Genomic DNA, 23,883 nt, shown 5'->3' on the forward strand with positions numbered 1-23,883 from the left:
GAAAGACTTTATTCAATCAAGCTTTTTACTGTTGTTTATTTAAAGTTTTCGAACGGCTATGTTAGTCCATCATAAGCATCTCCGAGTAATACAAAATCACTCTGCATCCAATACTTCCCCTTATTATGTATAAGTCTTTCAAGTAGATCAGTAAACGATGTTGCAATGATTTGTGACTCCCCTACAATTCCATGACGATCAAAGAAGCTATCATAACATTTCCCCAGTCTATTTTGATTCAGGTCGATTGTTAAGTATTCCTCTTTTCCATCATTACATATAATGTACCAACTTGAAGTAATATCCTCTTCGCACAGCTCACCTATTATTACTGGATTTGCTAAAATAAATCCCCTTGGAGAGACAATATAAACTGGATACTCTTCATTCTCAAACAAAACTATCCCTCCGCAAAGACTGTAAAACTCCTTTACATCCTCAGGTAGAATATGCTTCTTCTCGTCAATTATCGGTAATCCTGCAGGCTCAAGGACACGACAATCCGATAAAGACTCTATTTGTGCAATGAGTTGACTCATTTTTTTCATTTCTATGACTCCTAAAGTTATATTCTCATTAGCAAATTTGAGTGCACTTTTACGGCATCGAATAGTTTTTAGTAAAACTACTTCCTTCCAGCCTCTTCCTAAATCCTATGGAATATAGGAACCATAGCACCGCCACTCAAATTTCTTTTATACAGTTTCAATTCACTTCATTGCTTGCGGAATGATGTAAAATAAAATCAACCTTTTCCGCAAATAAATCCGGCATCTCCCTCTTTACATTGCATAAAATATCTTTCACAATTTGTTTCGTATGCTCATTAACCTGTTGTAAAGCTTTACTGTACGGCAAAATTAACTCTTCTGAATTTAAAAGCGTTCGATGAATTCTATCTGCCCAAAATTCTGCCTGAGGTAACATATATGGAATTCCATTCGCTAACTGTACAAGTCCATCTTCTAATCCATTCTGGCTTGCAATATAAAAAATAGTTTCAATTACATAATCGTCTGCAGAAGGTTCCGCCACCTCGTCTTCAAATATTTTACAAAGACCTGGAATGACTTCATTTCCTGCATGAAATGATAATTCATTTAATATTTCTTCAAATTCTTCAATATCATCGCCTTCATTTTCCATAAAACGCATTTTATATAAAATAGCAAGTTGTTCTTTATAACTCATGATGTACCTCCCGATTTTATTCACAACGTTTTTTTACTGTTTAATCTTGCTCTACTTAATCCCCAATTGATTTTCTATATTTTATTAATACTCACTAGATACTAGAATACGAAACACTATGTAAACAATTATTATGTAAAAAAAACAGCAGAGTTTATAAAGTCTCTGCTGTTCTCTACTATTTAACTTCTAACGTGAACCAATTATTGATTGAATAAACAAGCGTTACCAAACAGCCGATTACACCAAACCAAATAACATTAGGACCAATCGTTGAACCAAATAACACCGCCATTAACGATACCATAAACAATAGCATCGCTATACCATTAATCTTAACTTCAACTATATCGCCACTTTTTACTTGTTTTTCTTTACTTCCGAAAAACAATTGATTTGCTTTTATCTTCGCTTCTTTTACATCAGAAGGGAGCGTGTACTCTTCATTATTTTCTAATTTCATTACAACTTCATTATCTACCTTTAAAGCCACTCTTGTAGCTCCGCCCATCATTCCTGTTGCCCTTATTACTTTTATACTCATTTTAAACTCCCCTTAAATTCTTGTTAGCCTAATAAAAATTCCCATACTTTTCAGTTCAAATAATTTTCTATAATATCCCAAATCATTTCCACAATATACATATTATCATATTTAGAGTTAATTTGTTGATAGTAATATGAACGTTTCTATCTTTTACTTTATAGTCTATGATAAGAATCCTGTTACTCTCCCGATATGATTAGTGGATTTTTCAAGCAAGATTTCCTTTTACATCATCTATTCTTATTTGATTGGTTTTTCTGTTTTTAAAACAAATGAACTTAATGCAGGAACCTTAATTTTATTATCATGGAAAACATAAAGCACTTTACTTCCTGCATGTTCACCATCTACTAGCACTTTCCAAGGACCTTTTGATGGAAGAGTAATTTCCACGGCTTCTCTATTCGCATTGTGAGCTACAACAAAATATTCGTTTTTATTACCATCTGCTTTGCCATCTATTGTATAAGCTGCAACATTTTTTGGCGCATCAATGAACGTTAAATGTTTTTTAATTTGTTCAGCAGATGTCATGCGAAAAGCTGAATGGTTGTTACGCAACTCTATTAAGCCTTTCATATAATCTACCTCTTTATCGAATGCTGCACGGCGCACCCAATCCATCTGGTTAATAGAATCAGGAGATTTGTAGCTATTATGATCACCATATTTTGTACGCATGAACTCTTGGCCTGCATGCAAGAATGAAACTCCTTGCGATGTTAATATGATGGAAGAAGACAACTTATGCATTTTTCTGCGTACTTCTTCACTGTCGCCAGGATTAGTCAACTCAAGCTTATCCCATAATGTATGATTGTCATGTGCTTCAACATATGTCAGAACCTGCTCAGGATCCTGATAAGTAGACACTTTTTTATCATAATCAACACCAGCCGTAATTCCTTTTTTAATTCGGTCTTCCATGTTTTGCATTCCGTTCACAAAACCATTATCCTTATCCCCAAATACGCTGCCTTTCAATCCATCACGAATATCGTCATTAAAATGAGCGATTCCTTTCATTTTCTCCGCATTTTTTTGATTTGCTTTTAACTCAGGCGCAAGAGGCGTATTTAAATCCCATCCTTCTCCATGAAGAATAATAGAAGGATCAATTTGATTAACGGCTTTACGTATCGCATTCATTGTTTCGAAATCATGGATACCCATCAAATCAAAACGGAATCCATCTAAATTATACTCTTTTGCCCAATACATGACGGAATCTACCATGAATTTCCTCATCATCTTTCTTTCAGAAGCCGTATCATTCCCTACGCCAGTTCCATTTGCGAGTGAACCATCCTCGTTGTAACGATAATAATAGCCTGGAACTAACTTGTGGAAATTGGATTCATCTGCATTGTACATATGGTTATATACCACGTCCATCACAACACGAAGATTATTATCATGAAGTGTTTGAATCATTTGCTTTAATTCAGTAATTCGAACAGTCGGCTCATAAGAATTAGTAGAATACGAGCCTTCTGGTACATTGTAATTTTTCGGATCATATCCCCAGTTATATTGTGGTTCATTTAAATTTTCTTCATTTACTGAAGCATAATCAAATATCGGTAAAAACTGTACATGAGTAACACCGAGATCCTTAATATGATCAAGACCTGTTTTTACACCTTCAGGTCCTCTCGTTCCTTTTTCTGTTACACCGAGATATTTTCCTTTATGTTTAATACCACTTTCAGGTTGAATGGAAAGATCACGTACTTGCAACTCATAAATAATTGCATCTTCCGGATTTTTAAATTTTGGTTTTTTATTCCCCTTCCAATTTTTCGGATTTGTTTCTTTTAAATCAACGACTGCACCTTTATCACCGTTCACAGAAGCAGCACGCACATATGGATCAACGGCCTCAGTCCATTTGTCACCAATCTTCACCTTATATGTATAAAGAAGGCCTTTCTGATCCCCTTTCAGTTTTGCCATCCAAGTTCCTTTTTCACCTTGTTCCATGTCTATTTCAGTACCTTTTTCATCATCCCATTTTTTATAAGTAACCAACTTTGCCTCACTCGCAGTGGGAGCCCACAAACGGAACTTTGTTTCTCGTGGCGTATATATATTACCTAAATCATTACCATCATAATAAAATAAATTATCAAATTCCTCGCTACGAATTACTTTACCAATTTCAGTATTAGCTTCAATGGAATTTCCCATTTTGATTTTGTATGTTTGTTTTAAATCAAGATTCTTTTCTGTAATTATTTTAACCTTATTGGTAATATCTCCATCATTTGTATCATAAGGACTAACTTTCTCAATGTTAACGCCCTCAATTTCAATTTTTTGCTCCTTAATATTGAATGGAGCATTGGTAGTCATAGTGATTTCATTGAAGCTATCAATGGTAGCCTTCTGAATAGAAAGTTCAGGGGAAGGCTTAGAATAATATACTTTATCATCGCCCGAAAGAACCCACACTTCAGCACGACCATCCTTAATATTTTCAATCCAACGATCACCACCATCTTTTTCCCATTCATTCGTACGAACTATAAATCCTACACGATTATAGTCACTATCTATTTTCACCTTAGCATACTTACCAAACTCATCTTCCCCAGTAAATTCATAGGGTTTACCACTTGCATTTTCAGTCCACATCCAAAGATTCCAGTCTTTTGTATTTCCAGACTTCTCCTTATAGTGAATGATAATTTCAGTTGTTTTCGTATTTGAATCTGCTTGTGCACTTTGAAAAGAAAAACCAGATAATAGCATAGCAATTACAGTAAGTAATAAAATCGTCTTGTTTATTAATTTTTTTGTAATATACACTCCATTCACCCTTTCTTAAAATATTACGAACTATTCATTATGAGTAACACTGTATACGTTAATCTAGAAATTGCTTTTATAACACCTCCGTATTTAATGTTTTTACTTATGTATTTCAATGATCTTTTAATAGAAAAATTAAAGATAGAAAGGAATAAGAAATCAACGAAAACGTTTGCATTAAACATCAAAAAAAAGACTTACTTATTCCTTGTTATATCCCTAAATATCAAAAGATCATGAAAAACATTCTAAAGAAAACGTTTGTTATCGCTTTCAATTTTATAGCACGAACCATAAAAAGGTCAATATATTATTAATTTTCTGTTTTTATTTCGTGAACATATTTCAAATTCTATTAAAATTTGGCTTTATTTTAAACTAATGTTGATAATTAGCTACAAATAAAGATTGTGAAGTATAATTTAAATTATACTCTTAAATTATATAATTAATAAAACAAACTACTTTGGCTCAATATTAATATTTATTTTCAGTTATAAAGAGGGAAAAACACATGCTGATATGTTCGACTTATACAATTGCTCTAATACCTTTTGGTTTTTACAATATACTATTGCATAATTATATTTACTTACTAAATCAATTCTTATAAAAATTGTTTCTTCGGTATTGCACCACCACTCAAAGTATTTATCTGAAAATGATTCTCTCTTAATTTTATTCAAAGCTTTCGTTTTTTTAAACTCATCAATTTCACTCTTTTTAGCACCGCGTGTTAGCCAATTATGATGCTTATTAACAATATAATATTTAATTGCTTCATCGTCTAAAAATTCTTCTATATTGTCAGCACTAATGAAAAAATATCCCATGCAGAAATGATATATTTTCCCATCCTCATCAATACACGGTCCAATATCTCCTGCATAATGATAATCCATACATTGAAAATAGTATTTTCCGTTTTCTTTTGTAAAAAATTTAAGTTCATATTTTGCTTCAAATTCATTGAAGTAAAACATATCCATTTGGAAACCTTCATAAAATTTTTCACCAATTTTATACCAAATGCCACCAAATGATACTTGAAAATCAATTACTTTATCAAAAAAAGGTATTCCTTCATTGGCAAATACTCTTTTAATTTCATCTTTATCTTTAATTGTATCAACTTTCTTACCAGATAATATCATGTCATTTACTGTCTCAGATAGAATTTTTTTCTCCATACTTTTCATACCTTTCATATGAATTTTTGTTGCGTATTTTATAACAACTATTAAACCACCTTTCTTATTGCTTGATTATCCGTCTACTCTAGCCATCTTACATAATTACTTCTAATAGAGATCATTCGTAAATTAAAAACTAAACACTCGAGAGCTTTTCTCAAAAATCATTACCTATTCTTTTTCATATAATGATATTAACTCCCGTTTAAAATCTTCATAAAGTACAAAAGCTTCTTCTAATATTTCTTCCAATTCTTCGTAACTACGGAAAACAGGCATTTTTATTCTCATACTTGGATTTATTAATAACCTCGGATAAATACTCCAAGGACTCCCTAATCGAACTTCGCCATTATAATAAGCAACCCAAATGAATTCTGTCATTCCATGTTCTAGACTAATATTAAACCAAATCATATATTGCGGTGAATGATGAACGACTCCTACTTTAAAAAATCTCTCTTTATAATCAAATGTTGCCTCGTATCCAAAATGTTTCAGTACTTCTATCACTTTTTGAATGTTGTAACTTCCTAATCTATCAACTAAATCGTTAGAATTCTCTCGAAATCGATTAGACATCGCTTGATATCTATCAATAAAATTTATTTTTTCTAAAACCTTTTTTATTTCTGGCTTCATTTCTATAGCCATACTTATTGTTCCACCCATCTCATTTCAATATTATATTTTTCATTACACATATTACTCTTTTCTTTCTCCAATTTATTCATCATCTTCATCAGCATATAATTTATTTAGAAATTCGGTAAATGATTGAGCTACATAAAATACATTTTCCCTCGCCACTTCCTCTGCCTCTTCTGCTGTGATTCCTTCACTTTCCATCAGCATTTCTTTTTCCCATGCACCTTCATGCTCCCAAAAAACGACTATTGGATTCTCTTCATGATTTTTATAATCAAAACAAATTAAGTTTCCTGCTGGATCAAAAGCAAACGGAATTAATCCATTTGGTAATGTATCATTGAAGTCATTATATACATCTACAATATACTCACCACTATTTTCATCAAAAGATAATAAAGTTCCAAATACTCTTTCTATTCCTTGGACGTCAAAAAGTTCTGGTTCTACATTTGCCCCATTATTTTTCGATACACACTCAACATACTCATGAGGAAAATCAACACCTAATTCTTTTCCAACTTTCTTTACATATTCTTCACTTACAGCTTCATCAGCAAATTGCCATTCTATTTTATTCATTTCCTTCCATCTCCCAACCACCTAAATCATTACTATTATGTATCTCTAAAATAACTAATTTCATCGTATTACTCTATTTTCATTTTTAAATTATTTATTAATTCAACAAGCGAATTAGTAAGCAGTTCATTTTCTTCTGTTTCAAAACTCTCTATGAATACCTGCCCTGTTTCATTATCAACCGTAATAGCCATATCTTCAGGAGAGATGAATCCCATTTGAATATATTTAAGTTGTCTCCCCTTATTTTCTTCGTATTGTTTCATCACTTGAAAAAATTCTAATAGACTTTTACCTGGTTCTACAGGTTCAAGATTAACAAGTCGCGAACCATAAAATCCTTGCAAATTTAGAAACCAATACGAATTAAAGTATTCCTTAATAGAAATATGAATTTTGAAACCAAGGGCCTTTTCAATTCCCGAAAAATCATCTAATCTAACTTTTTCAACAGGTTTCCAATACACGTATTCTTCTTCATCTGGATGACTCAAATATAAAATCGGATCTATTTCTTCATCCCAAGGCGCTTTAGGATGTGTGCCGTATTTCTCATTCCAAAAATGCAAAAGGTTATGAAAGTACTGTTCTAATGATTCTTTAATTTCCACGTTATTCTCCCATCTAACTTAAGCAATTAACACTTGAAACCGTTTAGCAGTCGTCTAATCTTCTTCTCTATACCTAACTTATTTTGATAAGTCGTATTCTAAGTACTCCTCATCCCATACAAGAACGTGATCATCTACATTCACGTGCCATTCAGCACCTAAAATGACACAACGAATTTGTGAAAGCAATGCATTCCAATGTTGAACACCCTCCCATAGTGCATCATCTCTGTTGACGGGTAACCTAGTTGAACCTGCGAATATTTCATCGTCTTCCATTAGATTCTCTTGATTATATACAGTAAAATCTTCCCAGTCATATCCTTCACCCGTATTATGATATTTCTCAATTTCTTTATCAACGGAATATTCCAAAATCAATTTATCAATGACTTCCTGTTCAGCAGTAGTAAGCTTTTGTTTACGGTTTGCAGAATAATAAATAGAAACACTCATTTTATAATCCTCCTTCATTCATATCATTTAAAATAACTGTAGGTCCCCGTTTAAAGTCTTCCAACGTTTATGATGCTTCTACTATTATTTTTTTACATTATTTCAAAACTTCCTTTTGAATGAAATAAAATCCTAAATCATGTTTAATACTTGCTTCTTAACATTTTCATCAAATTTAGCGCCTTCTACATTTGCTCCCTTCCAATCTACATTGTCAAGTGTAGCACCAGTAAAATCAGCCTCCATAAAATTTCCATTACAAAGGATACTTCCAGTCAAATCTGCACTTGTAAAATCTGCATTTCTAGCATCTACTTCTGATAAATATGCATTTTCCAAATCTGCTTTTTCAAATTTACCATTTATAAGATTGGCACTGCTGAAATCCGCTCCAGTGCATTGTGCTTGTTCCGCATCGATTCCTGATAAATTTGCATGGCGAAAAGTAGCATAAGTTAAAACTGTTCCAACTAGTTCTCCATATGAAAAATCAACTTCGTCAAAACATGTTTCGTAACAATAACTTATATTTATTTTTGCATATTTCATATTCGCTTTAGAGAAATCCGCTTCACCAAACCTACAATCCGCAATGTTGATTTCCTCTAAATTACAACTTCTAAAGTCAGCCAGCTCAAAATCACAATCACAATCACGAAACGCTGCTCCCATTAATGAAGAAGCTCTTAACTTAACTTGTTTTGCCATAATACGCTCTGCCATAACCTCTGACAAGTCTGAAAAAGTAAGGTCTAAATCACTCATATCTAACTGATCTATAATCTCATCATTGTATTGAGATCTATTTAATATTTCCATCACTCTTATTCTATCATTATTCTTCTCATTCATTATTACGATCTCCTTTCATTTAGCTTTTCAGATAGTCCTTCCAAGCAACATTTGGAGAATAGGTTACAACCATCCGACTTTCATGAAAACTCGGTATAGCCATTGCTTGAGCTGGTTCCAAATATTTCATTACATGTAACCAACTATCAAGTAACATGTCACTATCAGCCTGTAATGGGTTATTTAAAAGATCTATGCAAATACCACCCCAATTAAGTTCTGATACCACAGCTGGGCTATTTAATAACAAATTTCTACCAAACATGTCCAATATATGGCCCCCAAAATATGTTCTAGCTCTTAGCCCTAAGGGACCGTTGGGAAGAAATCTAACTGGTACAGGTTGAGAAGATATTTCCATCCACATATGTAAGCGTTCATGTTCGGTATTCCACGGATAGGATAAAGGCCAAAAAATTTGAGTTACTCCATAACGTGGTTTCGCAATTTCTGCGATTTGGTCAGATAATTCAAAAAAAGCTGGCCATAATTTTTTGGGTATAGACTTATGAAACTCAAACTCCAAAAATGAACGATGGCTCCAATTAACTTCAAAACTCCCTCTATAGTTCACAGATTTATCACGATAAAGGTGAACCTCTGATACCCTACGCTCTGAAATCACTTTTTCAAGAATTTCCTCACGATTATATTCTACCCGTACCGTTTCACAGTTGCCCCAATGAGTAGGAGCAAATTTTTCATTTGACTCAAACACGTCTAAAAGACGACTTAGTATCTCTTCCTTGTTCAAAGATACTGTGGGATACATTTCAATTAAAAAATAATTAGGTTTCATTTATATCCTCCTTACTCTTAAAAATAAAACGATCATAATTATCTCATTTAAAATGATTACTAACCTCTAGAATACCTTCCTATTAATTACCGCATCCTGTGTAATACTATGAAAATTACCAAAACGTAATTTAAAAGATTCCGTTCATCAATATCTCTACCCCAGTTTTATCTAATGTCCTTTAAAAACATATGTACCGAATTTGAAAACATCTCCGAATCTTCTCTCTCAATTTCTTTCATAATATCCTCAAAAAAGCTCTTCACTTTAACGTTATATCGCTTAACAACATGTATATAAGTTGGAAGAATATCCTTATTATTCAATATACGTATATTCATTATTTTTATCCACTCTATTGCATTACTCTCCATGTTGATCATAGCATCTATAAACTCTCTAAAATATAGTTCCTTCTTTGAATTGCTATAATACGATTCAATAGCGTGGACCAATCCAAACATTACTTCTTCATCTTCATAATCCTTTGACATAATGATATATAACCGTTATTATTTTCAGTCCTTATTATCTACTTTCCCCCATTCAATTCCCTTACAGATTTTATCCTATTATAATAAATTACAAATATTTGATACTCCATTTCAAACAAAGAAATTATTGATTCATCTAGTAAACAGAAAATGCATGATATCTTCTTTTTTCAGCGTATCGCTTGTAGTCAAATAAGAAATATAATTTGTGGCCATATCCTTATTCGTATCTTTTATCCTATAAAAACTATCTAAAAATTGTTGTACTAAATCTTCATCTACGTTTTCAATTGGAGCGGGTAGGTACTTTTCACCCCTATACTGATATGCTTTCCAGTCAGTAAAAGAAACTGCATCCACAATACAACTCCATACCAATTCCCACAATGGATCATTTTCGTTTTGCATTTGCATAAACAGTCCAGAAAATTCTGTTCCATCATCCAATAAATAATAAATTTCATCCCCAGAATACCGCTTGTTTTCCAACCATTCCCAACAAACTTTCAATGCATTGGTTACGTCCTCATATTCTAAAGAAGTTGATAACAACTCAACTATGGTTTCGCTTACTCCTAATAAAAATGCAACCTGTGCGTTTGACTCTAAAGATTTAAAGGTAACTAACATTGTATGCCTCCGAATATTCAACTCTTCCTGTTTTTCAAGTACTATAGAAAACAGGAATTTCATCCTTTAATCCACTACTATAATTTAAATCCATAAAAATATTTTTGGCCTCTTTCCCAACTTTTTTTCGAGAGACCATCTATATAGGTTACAAAATCCTTATAATTATCATTACTAATTATTGTATGATAATCAGCAGGTACTTTCTCACCCGTCCAAATTGATAATAAGGATGGTATCAACTCCATTTTTAATGGTTCTTCATTATTCGCTGTTCTTATAACTCTTTCAAAAAGTTTTTTTGTTAAATCTCCGGGAAACGCTAAGCTCTGATAGAAATAATACTTTTCCATATCACATTTTTCAGTGTAATTAAGATAAAATTCACCAATGTCGTTTACACTTACTTCTTCCCCGATAATATCTTGATAATTTATATAAAAATCAATTGAATCTCTTATTATCATCGAAGTATCTGTTATTTCATCCCATTCTTCAAGTAATACTAATAAATACGGGATAATCTCCATAGAAAGCGATGTAACAGCTGATGATGAAAATGTATCTACTGCGTATTCACTTGCTGAACCTAAAAATTTAAGATTATTAGAATTTCTAATATCTTCATGTGTAGCAATAGAGCAAAAAATTCGAATACATAAGTTTAATACTTGTTCATCATTCGTATAATTCATTAGTTGGATTAGCAATTGTTTTTGTGAAAAATCACCAGCCTTAAAAAGCTCTATTAAATTTAACAAAACTTCCTTTTCTGTTTTAGCACTCAAAATATTCTCTTTCAAAACTGAGATAGATTCAACTGGTTTATTTCCATACCAAATACTATTCATTAAATTTGTACTTGCAACCAATTTTTTCAACCTCCTCGAAATTATCTATTAATATATTATCCCCTATTTGACTAGGAGATAAGAAAGTTTTCTTTAATTAACAGCACATTTTAATTTTTTGTTTACGTTATAATCGTATTCTAATATAATAATTAAACGAGCTTTATATGCAATATTGTGTTCATATTCTATTCATAATTCTCATGTAACATGCTTTATATAAGGAAAATGACTGTTAAAAAGGAATGATGAACATGTTAGCATCTGCTATTACATTTATTACAGCTGCACTCATTTTTTATACAATCGGAGTATGGAGTGAAAAATTTCAAAAGACATTAAAATTGTGGCATGTCATTATTTTCTGGCTTGGATTAGTATGTGATACGATCGGGACCACATTAATGGAGAAAATGGCAGAAGCAGGATCTCTGTTCAGCTTCCATGGAATAACAGGCTTATCAGCAATTTTACTTATGCTATTCCATGCTGTTTGGGTAACAATTGTGTTAATAAAAAAAGATACAAAAATGATGACAACATTCCACACACTAAGCGTTATCGTATGGTTCATTTGGCTAATTCCATATATTTCCGGACTTATATACGGAATGACAAATAGCTTTTAATTAACCAAAAAATCACCATTGCTAAAACTACCTTAGGAGGTATATGATGAAAAAGTTATATAATGCATCGTTCACTTATTTAATTATCGGTTTACTATCAGGCATATTTGCAAGAGAATATGCAAAAGCACAGGGAATTCAAGGCACTACTCTGCTGAACCTTTTGCACACACATGTACTAGTTCTTGGATTTTTATTCTTTTTAATTGCCTTAGCCTTATCAAAATCATTTGCACTCCAGGAAGCAAAAAGTTTTAACATGTGGTTCACCGTCTATAATATAGGATTGATTTTAACAGTATCTTCAATGGCGGCCCGCGGACTTCTTCAAATCAATGGAACTGATTTTAAAGGATTAAGTCATATTGCAGGAATGTCCCATTCTATTATCGGTGTCGGTCTCGTTTGGTTTATGATTCTATTAAAAAAATCATACAAAGGATAAAAGGAGATCAAACATGAGCTTAGCTGTTCTATCAAGTATTATTGCTCTTTGTATGGCTGTTGGAATGATGTTTCTTCGCTTAAAATCAGCAAAGAAACCTGTAACACTTAAAAAAATTATACTCCCACCAATTTTTATGAGTACGGGAGCTTCCATGTACTTCTTACCAGAATTTCGATTAACAACAACAGAAATTCTAGAAGCAGTTATCGTTGGTTTATTTTTTTCTATTTTTCTTATTAAAACGTCAAAATTTGAAATACGTGGAAAAGACATCTATTTAATACCTTCTAAAGCATTTATATTTATTTTAGTCGGTTTACTTGTTGTTCGCATTGCTTTTAAATCATATTTAAGTCAATCCATTGATTTAGGACAATTAAGCGGTATGTTCTTCTTACTCGCCTTTGCGATGATCGTCTCTTGGAGAATTGGAATGTACCGTTCGTTTATGAAATTGCAGCGGGAAATACGGTTTGTAGACAAAAGTCTTTAATCAAAAAAGCACATCCCTAAATAACCTGAGTCCGATACAATATCGGACTCAGGTTATTTATTTTCCTTTGAAAACGTTCATGAATGTATAGAGGAGCTTCACATATACTTTCTATGCATTATCTTCCTATCATAAAAATTGTGAAGATGCTACATGCAGCCATGTTCCAAAGGGCGTCATCATGTTTAATCGCTCAATATCATTACCAATTAGTTCAACAACTCTTTCAGCATTGCCTAGCTTAATAGCTGAACGAATTTCTTTTGCAATGTTTATATTATCCATAACTTATTATCTCCTCTATTTCGCTACATTACCTATTTGTTTAACATTTTAACTTCCTTTTAATTCTTATATAGAAATTTATTATTATTGTTAATAAAAAACAATCATATATTATCATATAAATATTTTTAAGAGTTTATAAAATTAATTATATTACAAATATACTTAACTTGACCACTCCCACGGCTGAAGCCATGGGATTCTTTTTCGCAAACTTCTCACTTACTATGTTCCAAAGAAACAAGCAGCGGTGAGACTTGGGCGAACAACTCTCGATAGAAAAGTACGCTAACAAGAGGGCAAGGTCTGTGCCAACTACGCCATCCGACAGGCGATACTTTTTTTCAAAAACCTTTTATACCAAATCGGTTGTTTGTATACAACTGATACGATTGGCTGTACGTCCATCTCATGTATTTTACGCGCAATGTTTTGGGCGCCATTTACATCTCGATGGATTTCTGTTTTGTGAACAGAACATATAAAACGACGTCCGGTTGCTTTGTGTCTCCCACCACAAAATGGACAGTCTTGTGACGTATAACTTTCTTCTGTTTCTTCCACTTTGATACCTTTTAACTTTGCTTTATACGTTAACTTTTGTTTGATTTTCCCTTGATTCCAAAGCGATAATTGTTGTCGTCTTTTTTTGTTATTTTTTTGTTATTTTTTTGTTTCTTTTTTACATTTTGTTTTGTATTTTTTTCAATTCCTGATACATTTCCAATCACAAAATGTGTCACTTGTTCTTGTTCTAAAAATTGAACCACTTCTTTTGTTGTTTTATGTTCTAAATGTTCCATTTGATTTTTACTTTTTTGACGGATTCGATTTCGTGCTGTTTTGTATTTTTTCCATTGACGAGAACCTTTTTTACACCGAGACATTTTTTTACTAAGGTCTGCTAATGCTTTGGCACGAAATTGTGAAATACTACGTATGGCTCTTCCAGAAACCAATAAGGCTTTGTCCTTTGTTGCGACCGTTACTGCATGGATTTCACCTAGATCTCCGCCCGCGATTTTTTTCTTGTACTGAGATATATCTTTTTCTGGAACAGCCACTGAATAACAAAACCAATACGCACCATTACGCCAAACAATCTCTGCATAATTGCAATCTTTTACATCATCAATTGCTAAGTTGGGTATTACTACAAAGTTGTTTTTCTTTGAAATCGATTCGTTCCAATTTTTCTTCTTCTTTTTTGTTAATAAATTGACAAGGTTGACTTCATAATTCACACGTTTGATTTTAATGGTCATATCTGTGATTTCCATACTTGCCTTTTTTAATGGAATACAATAATAATATTTTTTTCGCCATGGATACTTTGCTTTTTTATCTGTTTTTCTTAATTTACGAATGGTTTCACGATTTGCTTCATATTTGTCCGCAATTGCCTGTACGGTTTGAGAGTGCAGGTTGTACGTTTGTTTGCGAACAGCTTGGATTTCAGACTTACTTAACCACTTTTTCCATGCGAAATAATAGCTCGTCGCTTCACGAACAATATCATTCCAAACAGAAGCTGTTTCTCTTTGCATGTTACGAAGTTCTTCGTATAATTCTTTTTCAAATGGAATTTGAAATGCATGTGTGACAAACATGTTGTATCCTCCTTTCTTCTTTATTTTTCCTTACGTTCAATATAACAAATAGAACAAAAACATGTGTCGTTTTTTATTCACTTTCATCCCACGGCTGAAGCACATGGGCTTTCCCGCTCATAAATTCTGTAATTCCACAATCGGGCTATTTTGTTGAATAACACCTTAAAAGAAAATTGGATATCTTTTTTACATTTCAGAAAATATTGTGAAGATTTCTACTTAAAGAGGCAAAATACTTCAAGAAGTATTTTGATGATAATGTGTTAGAATAGTTATTAGGAATGAGTCTAACTGATTTAAAAATGTGTAATAATGAAAAGAGAAAATAGTTTGAAATGAGGAAATTATATGAGTACAATCAAAAAGCACAAGCCCAATAAACTAAAAATCGTTTTACGAGCATTAATGATTATTATTGGGGCATTTATAACAGCATATGGACTAGAAGCGGTATTAATCCCAAACAACGTATCAGATGGTGGTGTGACGGGTTTAAGTATCGTTAGCTCACAACTATTTGGAGTACCATTAGGACTTCTAATTGCAGTCATTAACATCCCTTTTGTTTGGTTAGGGTATAAGCAAATTGGTAAAAGTTTTGCTATTTATTCGGTTATCGGTATTGCTTCACTAGCAATCGGTACTATCCTTATGCACAACGTACCAACTATTATTCATGGTGATACATTGTTAATTACCGTTGTTGGGGGGATTATCATCGGTTTTGGTATGGGGTTAGCATTGCGTAATGGTGGCGCATTAGATGGAATTGATATGTTAGCCGTATTACTTTCTCGAAAATTACCTTTTGGGACAAGTGACCTCATCTTATTTTTAAACATTTTTGTCTTTATTGTTGTCTCAACAGTATTTGGTCTTCAAGGGGCTATTCTTTCGGCAATTGCTTACTTTATTGCTTCTAAAGTAATTCACATCGTTGAAGAAGGTTTAAGTGGTTCTAAAACCTTTACAATTATCACAAAGGAACCTGAATTAATGGTAGAGACAATTCGAGATCGCTTAGGTCGAAGTGCAACGTATAAAGAAGCTTTCGGCGGTTATTCCAATGAACAATTTAAAGAAATCACTTGTGTCATTAACCGTTTAGAAGAAAGTAAAATGAAAGAAATCATTCATGAAATTGATGAAAATGCCTTTGTTGCGGTATATGACGTAGCAGAAGTAAAGGGCGGTAATTTCAAAAAACATGATATTCATTAATTACAACCTAGAAAATTTTAATATAGTTTCACAAAAAATCACCTTTTTAGTTTTACTAAAAGGTGATTTTTATACTGGATATTTATGTTAATGTTTTATAAAGGTTACGATGAAAAGTACTTAAACGGAGGCGTTAGCACAATAACTAAAGATCAATTTTTGAAGCTCTTTTAAATTTTTAGATATTCCGCAATTGAACGCGATTGTTGAAGAACCTTTAGATTTAAACGACTTTATTGTTATATTTTTAATTTAAGTGTCGTGAAGTATTATACATCAAAATTTAAACTTATTTTAACCCCGTCTTTACTCAGAACGGGGTTATGCGTGTTTTAGGTTTGAAAATTAAATAACATTATTGTCACTTTACAACATAACGTCATTTCCTTAAATAGGGTATAATTCCCCCAGTTTTTACAACACCTCAATCCAAGAAATCTTCCTATAGGTAGAACAAAAGCTAAATTGACTTTCATAAGATAAAGTATTGTATCAGCATTAGCTAGCCCTCAATTTATTGATTCTCTACTAACATGAAAAGGATCTACATTATTTTCTTCTAATAATTCCTCAAATTTCTCTGTTCCGTATTTTACAAAATATTCATATTCTGACTGTGAAATAAAAAATGCTAACAAAATTTTACCATGTTTTTCTGTATTTCCAGTAAGTACGTGGCCATATTCTTCTGGGAAAGCAAATGGTTCAGTAAAGTAAACTGCACTTTTATTGTATTTTTGAACAAAAGACTTATCGATGCTTTCAATGCCACTAATTGCTGTTCCTCGTCCTATTTCTATTTCATTACCTACACAATAAAATAAAGTATTTGCAAGAATATACCCTGTACTACGAAATGCTCCATCAACTACCATTGAAATTTCAACATTATCTCCTACTATTTCTTCATATTTACTAACTCCAAGTGTGTTAAAAACGAGGCATTCTTCAAATACATTTTCATATTTCAAAATTTGTATACTCGGAATATCCTCACTATTTTTAAACACTTCTCGATCCATTGGTTCACCTAAGTATTTACTATAATGGTCATAATAAAGCTCACCATAATTAATCATTCTTTGAATTCCCCTTTATACATCCCTGTTACATCTTTAATTAGTTGATTATACATACTTTTTTTCAACAAAATTATTGTTCTCTAATTTGAATGATGATACTTTGAATATTTTTGTGAAAATCTCTTACTATTAGTAGTTTTCGGATCAAGATTTAACTAACTATGAGAGTTTGGTGCTCCTACCAAAGTTGCACCTAAAACGTAATCGCCATCACCTTCTGTAAGTCTCCCCATCATGTCTGTCTTATTCGTCATCGTCTTCATATAAACTATTCAAGAATTCATCAATATCACTTGCTAAAAAATACATATTACTCATATCATCAGGATCTTCTGGTTCTTGCTCATGATCCCAAAAGTAAATCTTTTCATAATAGGGCTCTTTGGTTCCTAAGCATATCGTGTTTCCTGATGGATTATCTCCAATTGGAATAAATCCTTTAGGTAATCTCCCATCCATTATATCTATAAAATCTGTTAAATTATCATACCTTTCTCCGATTCCATAAAAAACATTTAATACACTTGGTCCTTGTTTATCCGATATGGCAAATAGATTTGGGCTTACTTTCCCACCATTCCATTCTAGCAAAAACCTCTTATATAGTTTTGTTAGCGTAATATCATTCTCTATTTCAAATTCCTCTATTTGTTCTAATGAAAGTTTATCGCGTGAACTGAAAATTTTCACCATATATCCTCCTAGTTATTTTCCATTAATAATACTAGCTCTAACCATATGAACTTTTCTAGCAATAAATTTATTCTCCAATATAAATATAGAATAATAACAAAAGCCCATTCATAAGAATCAGCTTTTATTTGTTAATCATATTTAATATAAACATCTTCTTCTTTAACTTTGGCTTGTTCAAGAAAATCAATCATATCTATGACTAACTCAGGTAATACCTCCTTTAAAGAACTTGAACTCCTCACTTTGTTAGGATCAAATATGCGAAATTGTTTTATAGTTAGACTAATATCCTTCACGTGCCATGGAGATTGATTATACCAACCCTCTTGATAAAAATATTCTTTAACAATACCTTCTTTTGGAACATCATGATCTAATAAATGATCTAAAATTGTTTCAAAATAACCATTCCATATTCTAAATGTAGATTCGTTTCCGTCCTGATCGTTCCTTACTAAATCAATTTCTACTTCCCCTTCAAAACCAACATAATATTTATCATTTATCATAAAATATTACTCCTCCCAATGTCCTTTATCTAGAATCTTTATCGGCTCAGGAGTAGCCCTTCCACCCTTTCTTAATTACATTAGCTTATGATAAATCTTTTAATATCATATTTTTATGATTAATAACATATATGAAATCTTCAATTCGCAATTTAAATCTAGTATATTTAAAATCATTTGAATATTCTTCTGATACTGAATCAATTACAATTGCTTCATGGCCTTCTTTTTTTATTAAATACTGATTACCATCCAGCAAAATTCCTTTATATTTATCACCATTATACAAGTATTTTTTTAACAAGTTTTTTTCTTCACCGTTTTTACTTTCTAAAAATTTATTTATATCTTTTAAAGTGGCTTCATCAATTTCAGATAATAAAAAATCCTTCAACTTATTTATAGCAAAATCTCCATTACTTTCTATAAATTTTTGCTTATTGAATTTATCCTTCAAATCCAATCACAATCCATTCATCTACCATATCCCAGAAATTAATATTGTATTCAGGTAGATCTTTAGCTGACCATAATGTCACATTGTCATTTTCACAATTTTTATAATCAATAGCTACATACGTTCCCATTCCATTAGAGAAAAAGCCAAATAATGTATGCAAATCAATTTGAAGAGGTTCTTCTATTTCATCTATGATCCCCCACTCCAAATCATTATCACCTAAAAATGTCACATTTTCCAAATCAACTAAACCCATAAAAACACTTGCATAGTAATAAAATCTGTTATGAACATTCTCAATCATGTTGACAAAATATGCAATACCACCAGTTTGTTCCCCAAAAAAGCAGGCTCCATTTTTGAAACAAGTGTAACAAGATCTAGCTACTACCCGTCTCCCTTTATTTTTCGTATCAACTTGAATATAGCTTGATGCACAGCCGTAGAAAAGTGCTGCTCGGTCAAGCGGCACTCCTTAATCAATTCACCATTAAGCAGTAAAGACCCTAATACCGTCTGTTCTGCCTCGACGTTTTGAATACTCATGGCCGCCACCCATGTTCCTGCAAGAACTTCTGTAATTCTTCCTCAGACGGTACGTTCTTCTCCCACTCTTCACACTCCTCCAAAAACTTCTCAGTCTCACAAATAACAGACGGTTCCTTCTTCCGGAATTTCGCTGTCGCTTCCTCTACTTCACTGAGCTTCGTATATCCCTTTCCATGCCAATCTCGTAAAATCCCCTTCACATAAGCAAGCGTTCGCTTATTATTTTCATAGGCAATCTGAAGTGCCTTTAGTACAAGCTCCTCTGATAAATCCGCAATCCATTCACTTAATTCCTCCACTGCATAAGACGACAAACTACCGAAGTTTTGTTCATAAAACGTGAATACATCGCTTCCTGAATCCACTTCTTCTACCTCTTCATCCGCTTCATAACTTGCAATAGGTTCTTGAGGAATCATATCAGACACTTCAACCGGTATGCCGAAATGCTCTAGCAGTAGCGGAATATTTAGCTCTTCCTCCAAACATTTTCGAAGAAACATATGTACAAACTCTTTACTTTTCACAGTCTTTAATTCACGTAACACGCATTTCTCCACATTCGTATTCGTAACTGGATTATAGCGCAACCAATTTTGTATGTATAACTCCTTCGTTTCTGCATCATATAGTATCTTTCCATATTCGATAAACCGCTGCAGTAATTTCTCAACAGTCTCCCTGTTGTAACCTGTTTCCATCTCTGCCAAACGCTTCGGCAACGGATAGATCCCGCATTGCGTCGTTTTCGAACACGTCAGCAAATAAATATAAAAGTATCGCTCCTCCGGCGTTAAATCCAAAACAAAATCATCCTGCCAAAAGTTCACCTGTACATTACGGTATACTGCCATGTTTATTCCTCCCGCCTTTTAGTGGTAAATATAGAATTGGTGATTCCTTAACATATATAGGGATGCAGGAGGGAATTTGGCAAATTTATTTTATATTTTTAAAAATTACTAGGATGTTATTTTTTGAAGTGATTCTTGTAGTAGTTTTTTTGTTTTTGTTTTTGTTTTTTTAATGATTTATTACTTAGGAGGGGCTTGAAAGGGGCTTAGAAGGGCATATAGGAAATCTTTTATTGCATACAATTGTTTATCATCTACTGAAGACATCATGAAATAGCACTACATGAAAAAAATTAGTTTTGTTTTATAATTTCATCAATTGTCACTTCTTTATCAGCGACTAAATCATAAAATCCTATGTGAACTCCTTCTTCATATAGCCAGCATAGATCCGTTCCATAAGGAGCTTCAAAAATCCCCATAATTACAGGAGCGATTTTCAAAATAGATTCCACACTTAAAATAATGAAATTCTCCGCATTATTCACATATTCATCAGTATCTTCTATAGAATAAAAATTCCAGCCATTTAATTGCGGGATAGAACTTTTTTCTCTAAATGAATATCTAATTGGTTTTCCAGCAAGAATATTCTTTGAAACTACAAAACCACCATACTCATTATTATTTATTTTCATCTCCAAACTCCTTAATATTATAATTGACAGCATGTTTTAATAAAATCCCATAAACTGGTTTCAACTTATCAGTAGGCAATTTATTGATTGTTATCGCAAAGTTAAAAGGAAGCACATTATGTTTATCTCATGCCTTAATATCAATTCCTTCTGAACTTAATTATTTTTCACTTCTTCTTTTTGTTATTTACAACTGCTGAACTCAATAAATCCAAGCCTAAATTCTTAATTTCTTTTCTTTTTTCATATACAAAAGTAAGTGTATTTGTGCTAAATTCCATCACTTGCTGCTCCTGTTTTAAAATTTTAACCAAGGCAACTTCTATAAGAGTTGCTGCGTGTATAGACTGCTTTATTTTATACTGAATGGATGTTAATTCATCTAGTATATTTGGAATGGATGCTAAAGGTATTTGCTTGGCTAGAGTAGAAAATGTTTGATTGTAAATTGGTAATTGCAAATACAACCCATACACATACTACCAGCTTGTATATTTTCATAAAAGTGTCCCTTGCTTTTTCTGGGAGAAATGTTTTGATATCTAGCCGCATTTGTTTTGTCATAATAAAATCTTCTCTTATGTACTTTAACATCTTTCAATCTCCTCTTACTTATTCTTGTCTGAAATAATAGCGTAAGTAGCGAACTAAATGAAAAATCATGAAGAATGCACTGATTGGAAATAAAAATTCCAAAAATGTGTTGACTACATCACCAAATACATTAAACTGACCAAACATAAGTACTAATAGACCATTCATAACTGTACTTAATATTCCAAAGCGCGCCCAAATGTATAGGCCTCCGTATTCCACGTTAGCCTTTTCTGTAGAATAACTTCTCTTTTTTTTCATACAATCTCCGCCTTGCATATTTGTCTTATTTTAGTGTAATTTATCGCGTAGCACTGATCCACCCTACTGTACTAGTGAATTTTCCCATTAAAATCTCTTTTGTCATTTGTCTCACTTCGCCATCGCTTATACCTCGGTTGACCCAATGTGACAGCGACCATTCTCCTTTTGTCCAGGTAAGTAATGACTTTATTCCTGATGATCCTGACTTTATTCCTGTTCCGAGTCCACGTACTCCTGGAATGGTACCTGCCGCATCTAATGCCACAGCCATGAAATCTTTTTTTCCCTGAGAATAGAGTAATCCATCAGCCGCCAATCCACCTATACCTGCTAATGTAGAAAGCCCACCCAATGTCGCCGCAAGTGGTGGACACCATACTGTTAAAATAGCTGCTGTCCCGAATGCTGCTGAGATATATCCGCAATAAGTAGATACATCTGATAGTAAGCCGTCTGGGTCTTTAACATAGTCAACAAATTTGTTTGCTAAATCTCCTGCTTCATCTACAAGTTCTTCTACTTCATGTGTTGCTTTATCAACGAGTTTTTTGGCGCCTCCTATCATTTTATCAAAAAATCCTTGTTCCTCTTTCTTCTCTTTTTTCGCTTCTTTCTGTTTTGCTCCAATCGGAACTGTTCCTGCTAATTCTTGCTCATCTGCTTTGGCAAATTTTTCGGCTGCCCGTTCAAGGGAGCGCGCTAAGTTATGCGCGTAGTGCATCGAATCGTTTATTTGTCTTTTTGCTTCGTACCATTGCTTGTCAACGAGTGATTTTGCTTTTACACTCCATGGAATAGATTGATAGTTTCTTTCATAGAAAAAGAGCATCCCCTTCTTAAGCACATAGGAATACTCTTTTTCTGTACAACAATCGGCGCCTATTATCATTACACCAATTGAAACGTATTTACAATTTGTAAAAATGAAGGCTCAAACGCTATCGCGTCATCTATATTTAGTGTAGAAAATGTAATACTGTAAACGTGCTGTTTTTCTAGCATTGGAATCAAAAATTGATTCGTACATAAAGTTAACTGTTCATCGGCATATTCTATCCCAGTAAAACTCCGTACATGCACGACATTACCAATGGAAAATGGTAATTCTTCAATCGAATGCAATTTATAAAAATCTGATTCTTTCTTTTTTAACAATTCTTCTATACTATGAATAGAAGAATACGCTTTCTGATACGGAAATGTGGAGATTGTAATATCCGAAAAATGCACTTTATTCTCTTCATCTCCAAGGACTTGTAGTGCAAATAAGCCTACTTTCATAGTCTCTAAATTTTGTAAAATATACTCTAATTGTAATTGAACAGGCTCACGGTTTTCACTAACAAATGGAAAGATTTCAGCTTGTTTCTCTAAAAACAAAGAAGTAAATTCTTCTACATGCTCAGGATCTGTTTCCATGAGTGTCCACGTGTCGGGAAGCGCAATTGAAATATGTTTATTCTCTAATGTATACCGATACCAAGATTCAAATTCCATAACCTCATCCCTTCTTTCTCGTAATTATGTTTCATCGAAAGTCTAAAATGTTCATTCTAACAGGAGCTCGAAAAAAAATAACGCTTACTTTCCTCTTCTCACATAGTAAAAATAACGAATGATATGAAACAGAATACAAACTGCCCCAATGCTGGCAATCACCACATTGATTGTAAACAAAGTATCATTAAATGGATGGTCTTTCCCAATCAGTTTATTTAAAATACACGTAATTGCAAATACAATCCATACACATACCGCCAGCTTGTATATTTTCATAAAAGTTTCCCTTGCTTTTTCTGAGAGAAATGTTTTGATATCTAGCCGCATTTGTTTTGTCATAATGAAATCTTCTCTTATGTACTTTAACATCTTTCAATCTC

32 protein-coding genes and 2 pseudogenes are annotated in these 23,883 nt (G+C 32.7%); 4 read left to right on the forward strand and 30 right to left on the reverse strand.

The window, feature by feature from the left end; translation table 11 throughout:
- Positions 1-56: 56 nt before the first annotated feature.
- From QRE67_RS14440 to imm47, 14 genes are all read right to left on the reverse strand, one after another.
- Positions 57-548 carry an SMI1/KNR4 family protein gene (locus tag QRE67_RS14440; RefSeq protein ID WP_286120856.1) on the reverse strand — a complete coding sequence of 164 codons (492 nt, stop codon included), beginning with the start codon at positions 546-548 and terminating at the stop codon, positions 57-59.
- Positions 549-705: 157 nt separating this feature from the next.
- Complete coding sequence (locus tag QRE67_RS14445) at positions 706-1,191, reverse strand: Imm30 family immunity protein (protein ID WP_286120857.1); 486 nt, start codon at positions 1,189-1,191, stop codon at positions 706-708.
- A 178-nt stretch (positions 1,192-1,369) separates the two neighbouring features.
- Positions 1,370-1,735, reverse strand: a complete 366-nt coding sequence (locus QRE67_RS14450) for a hypothetical protein (RefSeq protein WP_286120858.1) — start codon at positions 1,733-1,735, stop codon at positions 1,370-1,372.
- Between the two features lie 243 nt (positions 1,736-1,978).
- Positions 1,979-4,549, reverse strand: coding sequence for a type I pullulanase (gene pulA / locus QRE67_RS14455; protein WP_286120859.1), 2,571 nt, complete (start codon positions 4,547-4,549; stop codon positions 1,979-1,981).
- Between the two features lie 497 nt (positions 4,550-5,046).
- On the reverse strand, positions 5,047-5,742 hold the full coding sequence (locus tag QRE67_RS14460; protein WP_286120860.1) for a hypothetical protein: 696 nt from the start codon (positions 5,740-5,742) through the stop codon (positions 5,047-5,049).
- 174 nt (positions 5,743-5,916) lie between these two features.
- A complete protein-coding gene (locus QRE67_RS14465; RefSeq protein ID WP_286120861.1) occupies positions 5,917-6,399 on the reverse strand; it encodes a hypothetical protein in 483 nt (160 codons plus the stop codon).
- A 72-nt stretch (positions 6,400-6,471) separates the two neighbouring features.
- Entirely contained in the window at positions 6,472-6,975 is a 504-nt protein-coding gene (locus QRE67_RS14470) for an SMI1/KNR4 family protein (protein WP_286120862.1), read from the reverse strand.
- A 68-nt stretch (positions 6,976-7,043) separates the two neighbouring features.
- On the reverse strand, positions 7,044-7,586 hold the full coding sequence (locus tag QRE67_RS14475) for a SecY-interacting protein Syd (protein WP_286120863.1): 543 nt from the start codon (positions 7,584-7,586) through the stop codon (positions 7,044-7,046).
- Between the two features lie 78 nt (positions 7,587-7,664).
- Positions 7,665-8,042, reverse strand: coding sequence for a hypothetical protein (locus QRE67_RS14480; RefSeq protein ID WP_286120864.1), 378 nt, complete (start codon positions 8,040-8,042; stop codon positions 7,665-7,667).
- A 132-nt stretch (positions 8,043-8,174) separates the two neighbouring features.
- Positions 8,175-8,894 (reverse strand): pentapeptide repeat-containing protein, encoded by a 720-nt coding sequence (locus tag QRE67_RS14485; protein ID WP_286120865.1) that lies wholly within the window; start codon positions 8,892-8,894, stop codon positions 8,175-8,177.
- Between the two features lie 19 nt (positions 8,895-8,913).
- Positions 8,914-9,693, reverse strand: a complete 780-nt coding sequence (locus tag QRE67_RS14490) for a hypothetical protein (protein WP_286120866.1) — start codon at positions 9,691-9,693, stop codon at positions 8,914-8,916.
- A gap of 167 nt (positions 9,694-9,860) precedes the next feature.
- On the reverse strand, positions 9,861-10,187 hold the full coding sequence (locus QRE67_RS14495; protein WP_286120868.1) for an Imm30 family immunity protein: 327 nt from the start codon (positions 10,185-10,187) through the stop codon (positions 9,861-9,863).
- Positions 10,188-10,319: 132 nt separating this feature from the next.
- Positions 10,320-10,817 carry an Imm6 family immunity protein gene (locus QRE67_RS14500; protein ID WP_286120869.1) on the reverse strand — a complete coding sequence of 166 codons (498 nt, stop codon included), beginning with the start codon at positions 10,815-10,817 and terminating at the stop codon, positions 10,320-10,322.
- Between the two features lie 77 nt (positions 10,818-10,894).
- Positions 10,895-11,668 (reverse strand): Imm47 family immunity protein, encoded by a 774-nt coding sequence (imm47, locus tag QRE67_RS14505; RefSeq protein WP_483298707.1) that lies wholly within the window; start codon positions 11,666-11,668, stop codon positions 10,895-10,897.
- Between the two features lie 254 nt (positions 11,669-11,922).
- Between imm47 and QRE67_RS14510 the strand changes: the two genes are divergently transcribed.
- The 3 genes from QRE67_RS14510 to QRE67_RS14520 are packed head-to-tail and all read left to right on the forward strand — an operon-like array spanning position 11,923 to position 13,238.
- On the forward strand, positions 11,923-12,297 hold the full coding sequence (locus tag QRE67_RS14510) for an HsmA family protein (protein ID WP_286120871.1): 375 nt from the start codon (positions 11,923-11,925) through the stop codon (positions 12,295-12,297).
- Between the two features lie 46 nt (positions 12,298-12,343).
- On the forward strand, positions 12,344-12,742 hold the full coding sequence (locus QRE67_RS14515; protein ID WP_286120872.1) for a DUF2871 domain-containing protein: 399 nt from the start codon (positions 12,344-12,346) through the stop codon (positions 12,740-12,742).
- A 13-nt stretch (positions 12,743-12,755) separates the two neighbouring features.
- On the forward strand, positions 12,756-13,238 hold the full coding sequence (locus QRE67_RS14520) for a CcdC family protein (RefSeq protein WP_286120874.1): 483 nt from the start codon (positions 12,756-12,758) through the stop codon (positions 13,236-13,238).
- Positions 13,239-13,376: 138 nt separating this feature from the next.
- Here QRE67_RS14520 and QRE67_RS14525 read toward each other — a convergent pair.
- The 3 genes and pseudogenes from QRE67_RS14525 to QRE67_RS14535 form a co-directional block, all read right to left on the reverse strand.
- Positions 13,377-13,523 (reverse strand): annotated as a pseudogene (locus QRE67_RS14525) (suppressor of fused domain protein); the annotation flags it as partial.
- A gap of 315 nt (positions 13,524-13,838) precedes the next feature.
- The gene (locus QRE67_RS14530) at positions 13,839-14,087 is read right to left on the reverse strand and encodes a zinc ribbon domain-containing protein (RefSeq protein WP_286120875.1); all 249 of its coding nucleotides are present in this window, start codon (positions 14,085-14,087) and stop codon (positions 13,839-13,841) included.
- 29 nt (positions 14,088-14,116) lie between these two features.
- Positions 14,117-15,133, reverse strand: coding sequence for a transposase (locus QRE67_RS14535; RefSeq protein WP_286120876.1), 1,017 nt, complete (start codon positions 15,131-15,133; stop codon positions 14,117-14,119).
- 351 nt (positions 15,134-15,484) lie between these two features.
- On the opposite strand from QRE67_RS14535, the gene QRE67_RS14540 reads away from it, so the two are divergent.
- Entirely contained in the window at positions 15,485-16,357 is an 873-nt protein-coding gene (locus QRE67_RS14540) for a YitT family protein (protein WP_286120878.1), read from the forward strand.
- Between the two features lie 509 nt (positions 16,358-16,866).
- Here QRE67_RS14540 and QRE67_RS14545 read toward each other — a convergent pair.
- The 13 genes and pseudogenes from QRE67_RS14545 to QRE67_RS14605 form a co-directional block, all read right to left on the reverse strand.
- Positions 16,867-17,436 carry a suppressor of fused domain protein gene (locus QRE67_RS14545; protein ID WP_286120879.1) on the reverse strand — a complete coding sequence of 190 codons (570 nt, stop codon included), beginning with the start codon at positions 17,434-17,436 and terminating at the stop codon, positions 16,867-16,869.
- Between the two features lie 246 nt (positions 17,437-17,682).
- The gene (locus QRE67_RS14550) at positions 17,683-18,132 is read right to left on the reverse strand and encodes an SMI1/KNR4 family protein (RefSeq protein ID WP_286120880.1); all 450 of its coding nucleotides are present in this window, start codon (positions 18,130-18,132) and stop codon (positions 17,683-17,685) included.
- Between the two features lie 131 nt (positions 18,133-18,263).
- A complete protein-coding gene (locus tag QRE67_RS14555; RefSeq protein ID WP_286120881.1) occupies positions 18,264-18,644 on the reverse strand; it encodes a hypothetical protein in 381 nt (126 codons plus the stop codon).
- An 85-nt stretch (positions 18,645-18,729) separates the two neighbouring features.
- Positions 18,730-19,107 (reverse strand): hypothetical protein, encoded by a 378-nt coding sequence (locus QRE67_RS14560; protein WP_286120882.1) that lies wholly within the window; start codon positions 19,105-19,107, stop codon positions 18,730-18,732.
- Positions 19,091-19,411: pseudogene (locus tag QRE67_RS14565) on the reverse strand (SMI1/KNR4 family protein); the annotation flags it as partial. The gene QRE67_RS14560 and the pseudogene QRE67_RS14565, both read right to left, overlap by 17 nt.
- Positions 19,412-19,491: 80 nt before the next feature.
- Positions 19,492-19,650, reverse strand: coding sequence for a DnaB-like helicase N-terminal domain-containing protein (locus QRE67_RS28910; RefSeq protein ID WP_483298681.1), 159 nt, complete (start codon positions 19,648-19,650; stop codon positions 19,492-19,494).
- A complete protein-coding gene (locus QRE67_RS14575) occupies positions 19,647-20,507 on the reverse strand; it encodes a DnaD domain-containing protein (protein ID WP_286120883.1) in 861 nt (286 codons plus the stop codon). Before QRE67_RS14575 ends, QRE67_RS28910 begins: the two co-directional genes overlap by 4 nt.
- Positions 20,508-20,800: 293 nt before the next feature.
- Entirely contained in the window at positions 20,801-21,145 is a 345-nt protein-coding gene (locus QRE67_RS14580; RefSeq protein WP_286120884.1) for a DUF2185 domain-containing protein, read from the reverse strand.
- Positions 21,146-21,312: 167 nt separating this feature from the next.
- Positions 21,313-21,621, reverse strand: a complete 309-nt coding sequence (locus tag QRE67_RS14585) for a hypothetical protein (protein WP_286120885.1) — start codon at positions 21,619-21,621, stop codon at positions 21,313-21,315.
- A gap of 136 nt (positions 21,622-21,757) precedes the next feature.
- Positions 21,758-22,000, reverse strand: coding sequence for a hypothetical protein (locus QRE67_RS14590; RefSeq protein ID WP_286120886.1), 243 nt, complete (start codon positions 21,998-22,000; stop codon positions 21,758-21,760).
- Between the two features lie 40 nt (positions 22,001-22,040).
- Entirely contained in the window at positions 22,041-22,847 is an 807-nt protein-coding gene (locus QRE67_RS14595) for a hypothetical protein (protein WP_286120887.1), read from the reverse strand.
- A gap of 44 nt (positions 22,848-22,891) precedes the next feature.
- On the reverse strand, positions 22,892-23,500 hold the full coding sequence (locus QRE67_RS14600; protein WP_286120888.1) for a hypothetical protein: 609 nt from the start codon (positions 23,498-23,500) through the stop codon (positions 22,892-22,894).
- A gap of 84 nt (positions 23,501-23,584) precedes the next feature.
- The gene (locus tag QRE67_RS14605; RefSeq protein WP_286120890.1) at positions 23,585-23,872 is read right to left on the reverse strand and encodes a hypothetical protein; all 288 of its coding nucleotides are present in this window, start codon (positions 23,870-23,872) and stop codon (positions 23,585-23,587) included.
- Positions 23,873-23,883: the final 11 nt, after the last annotated feature.

Origin of the sequence: Bacillus sp. DX3.1 (assembly GCF_030292155.1) — a bacterium.
GTDB lineage: Bacteria > Bacillota > Bacilli > Bacillales > Bacillaceae_G > Bacillus_A.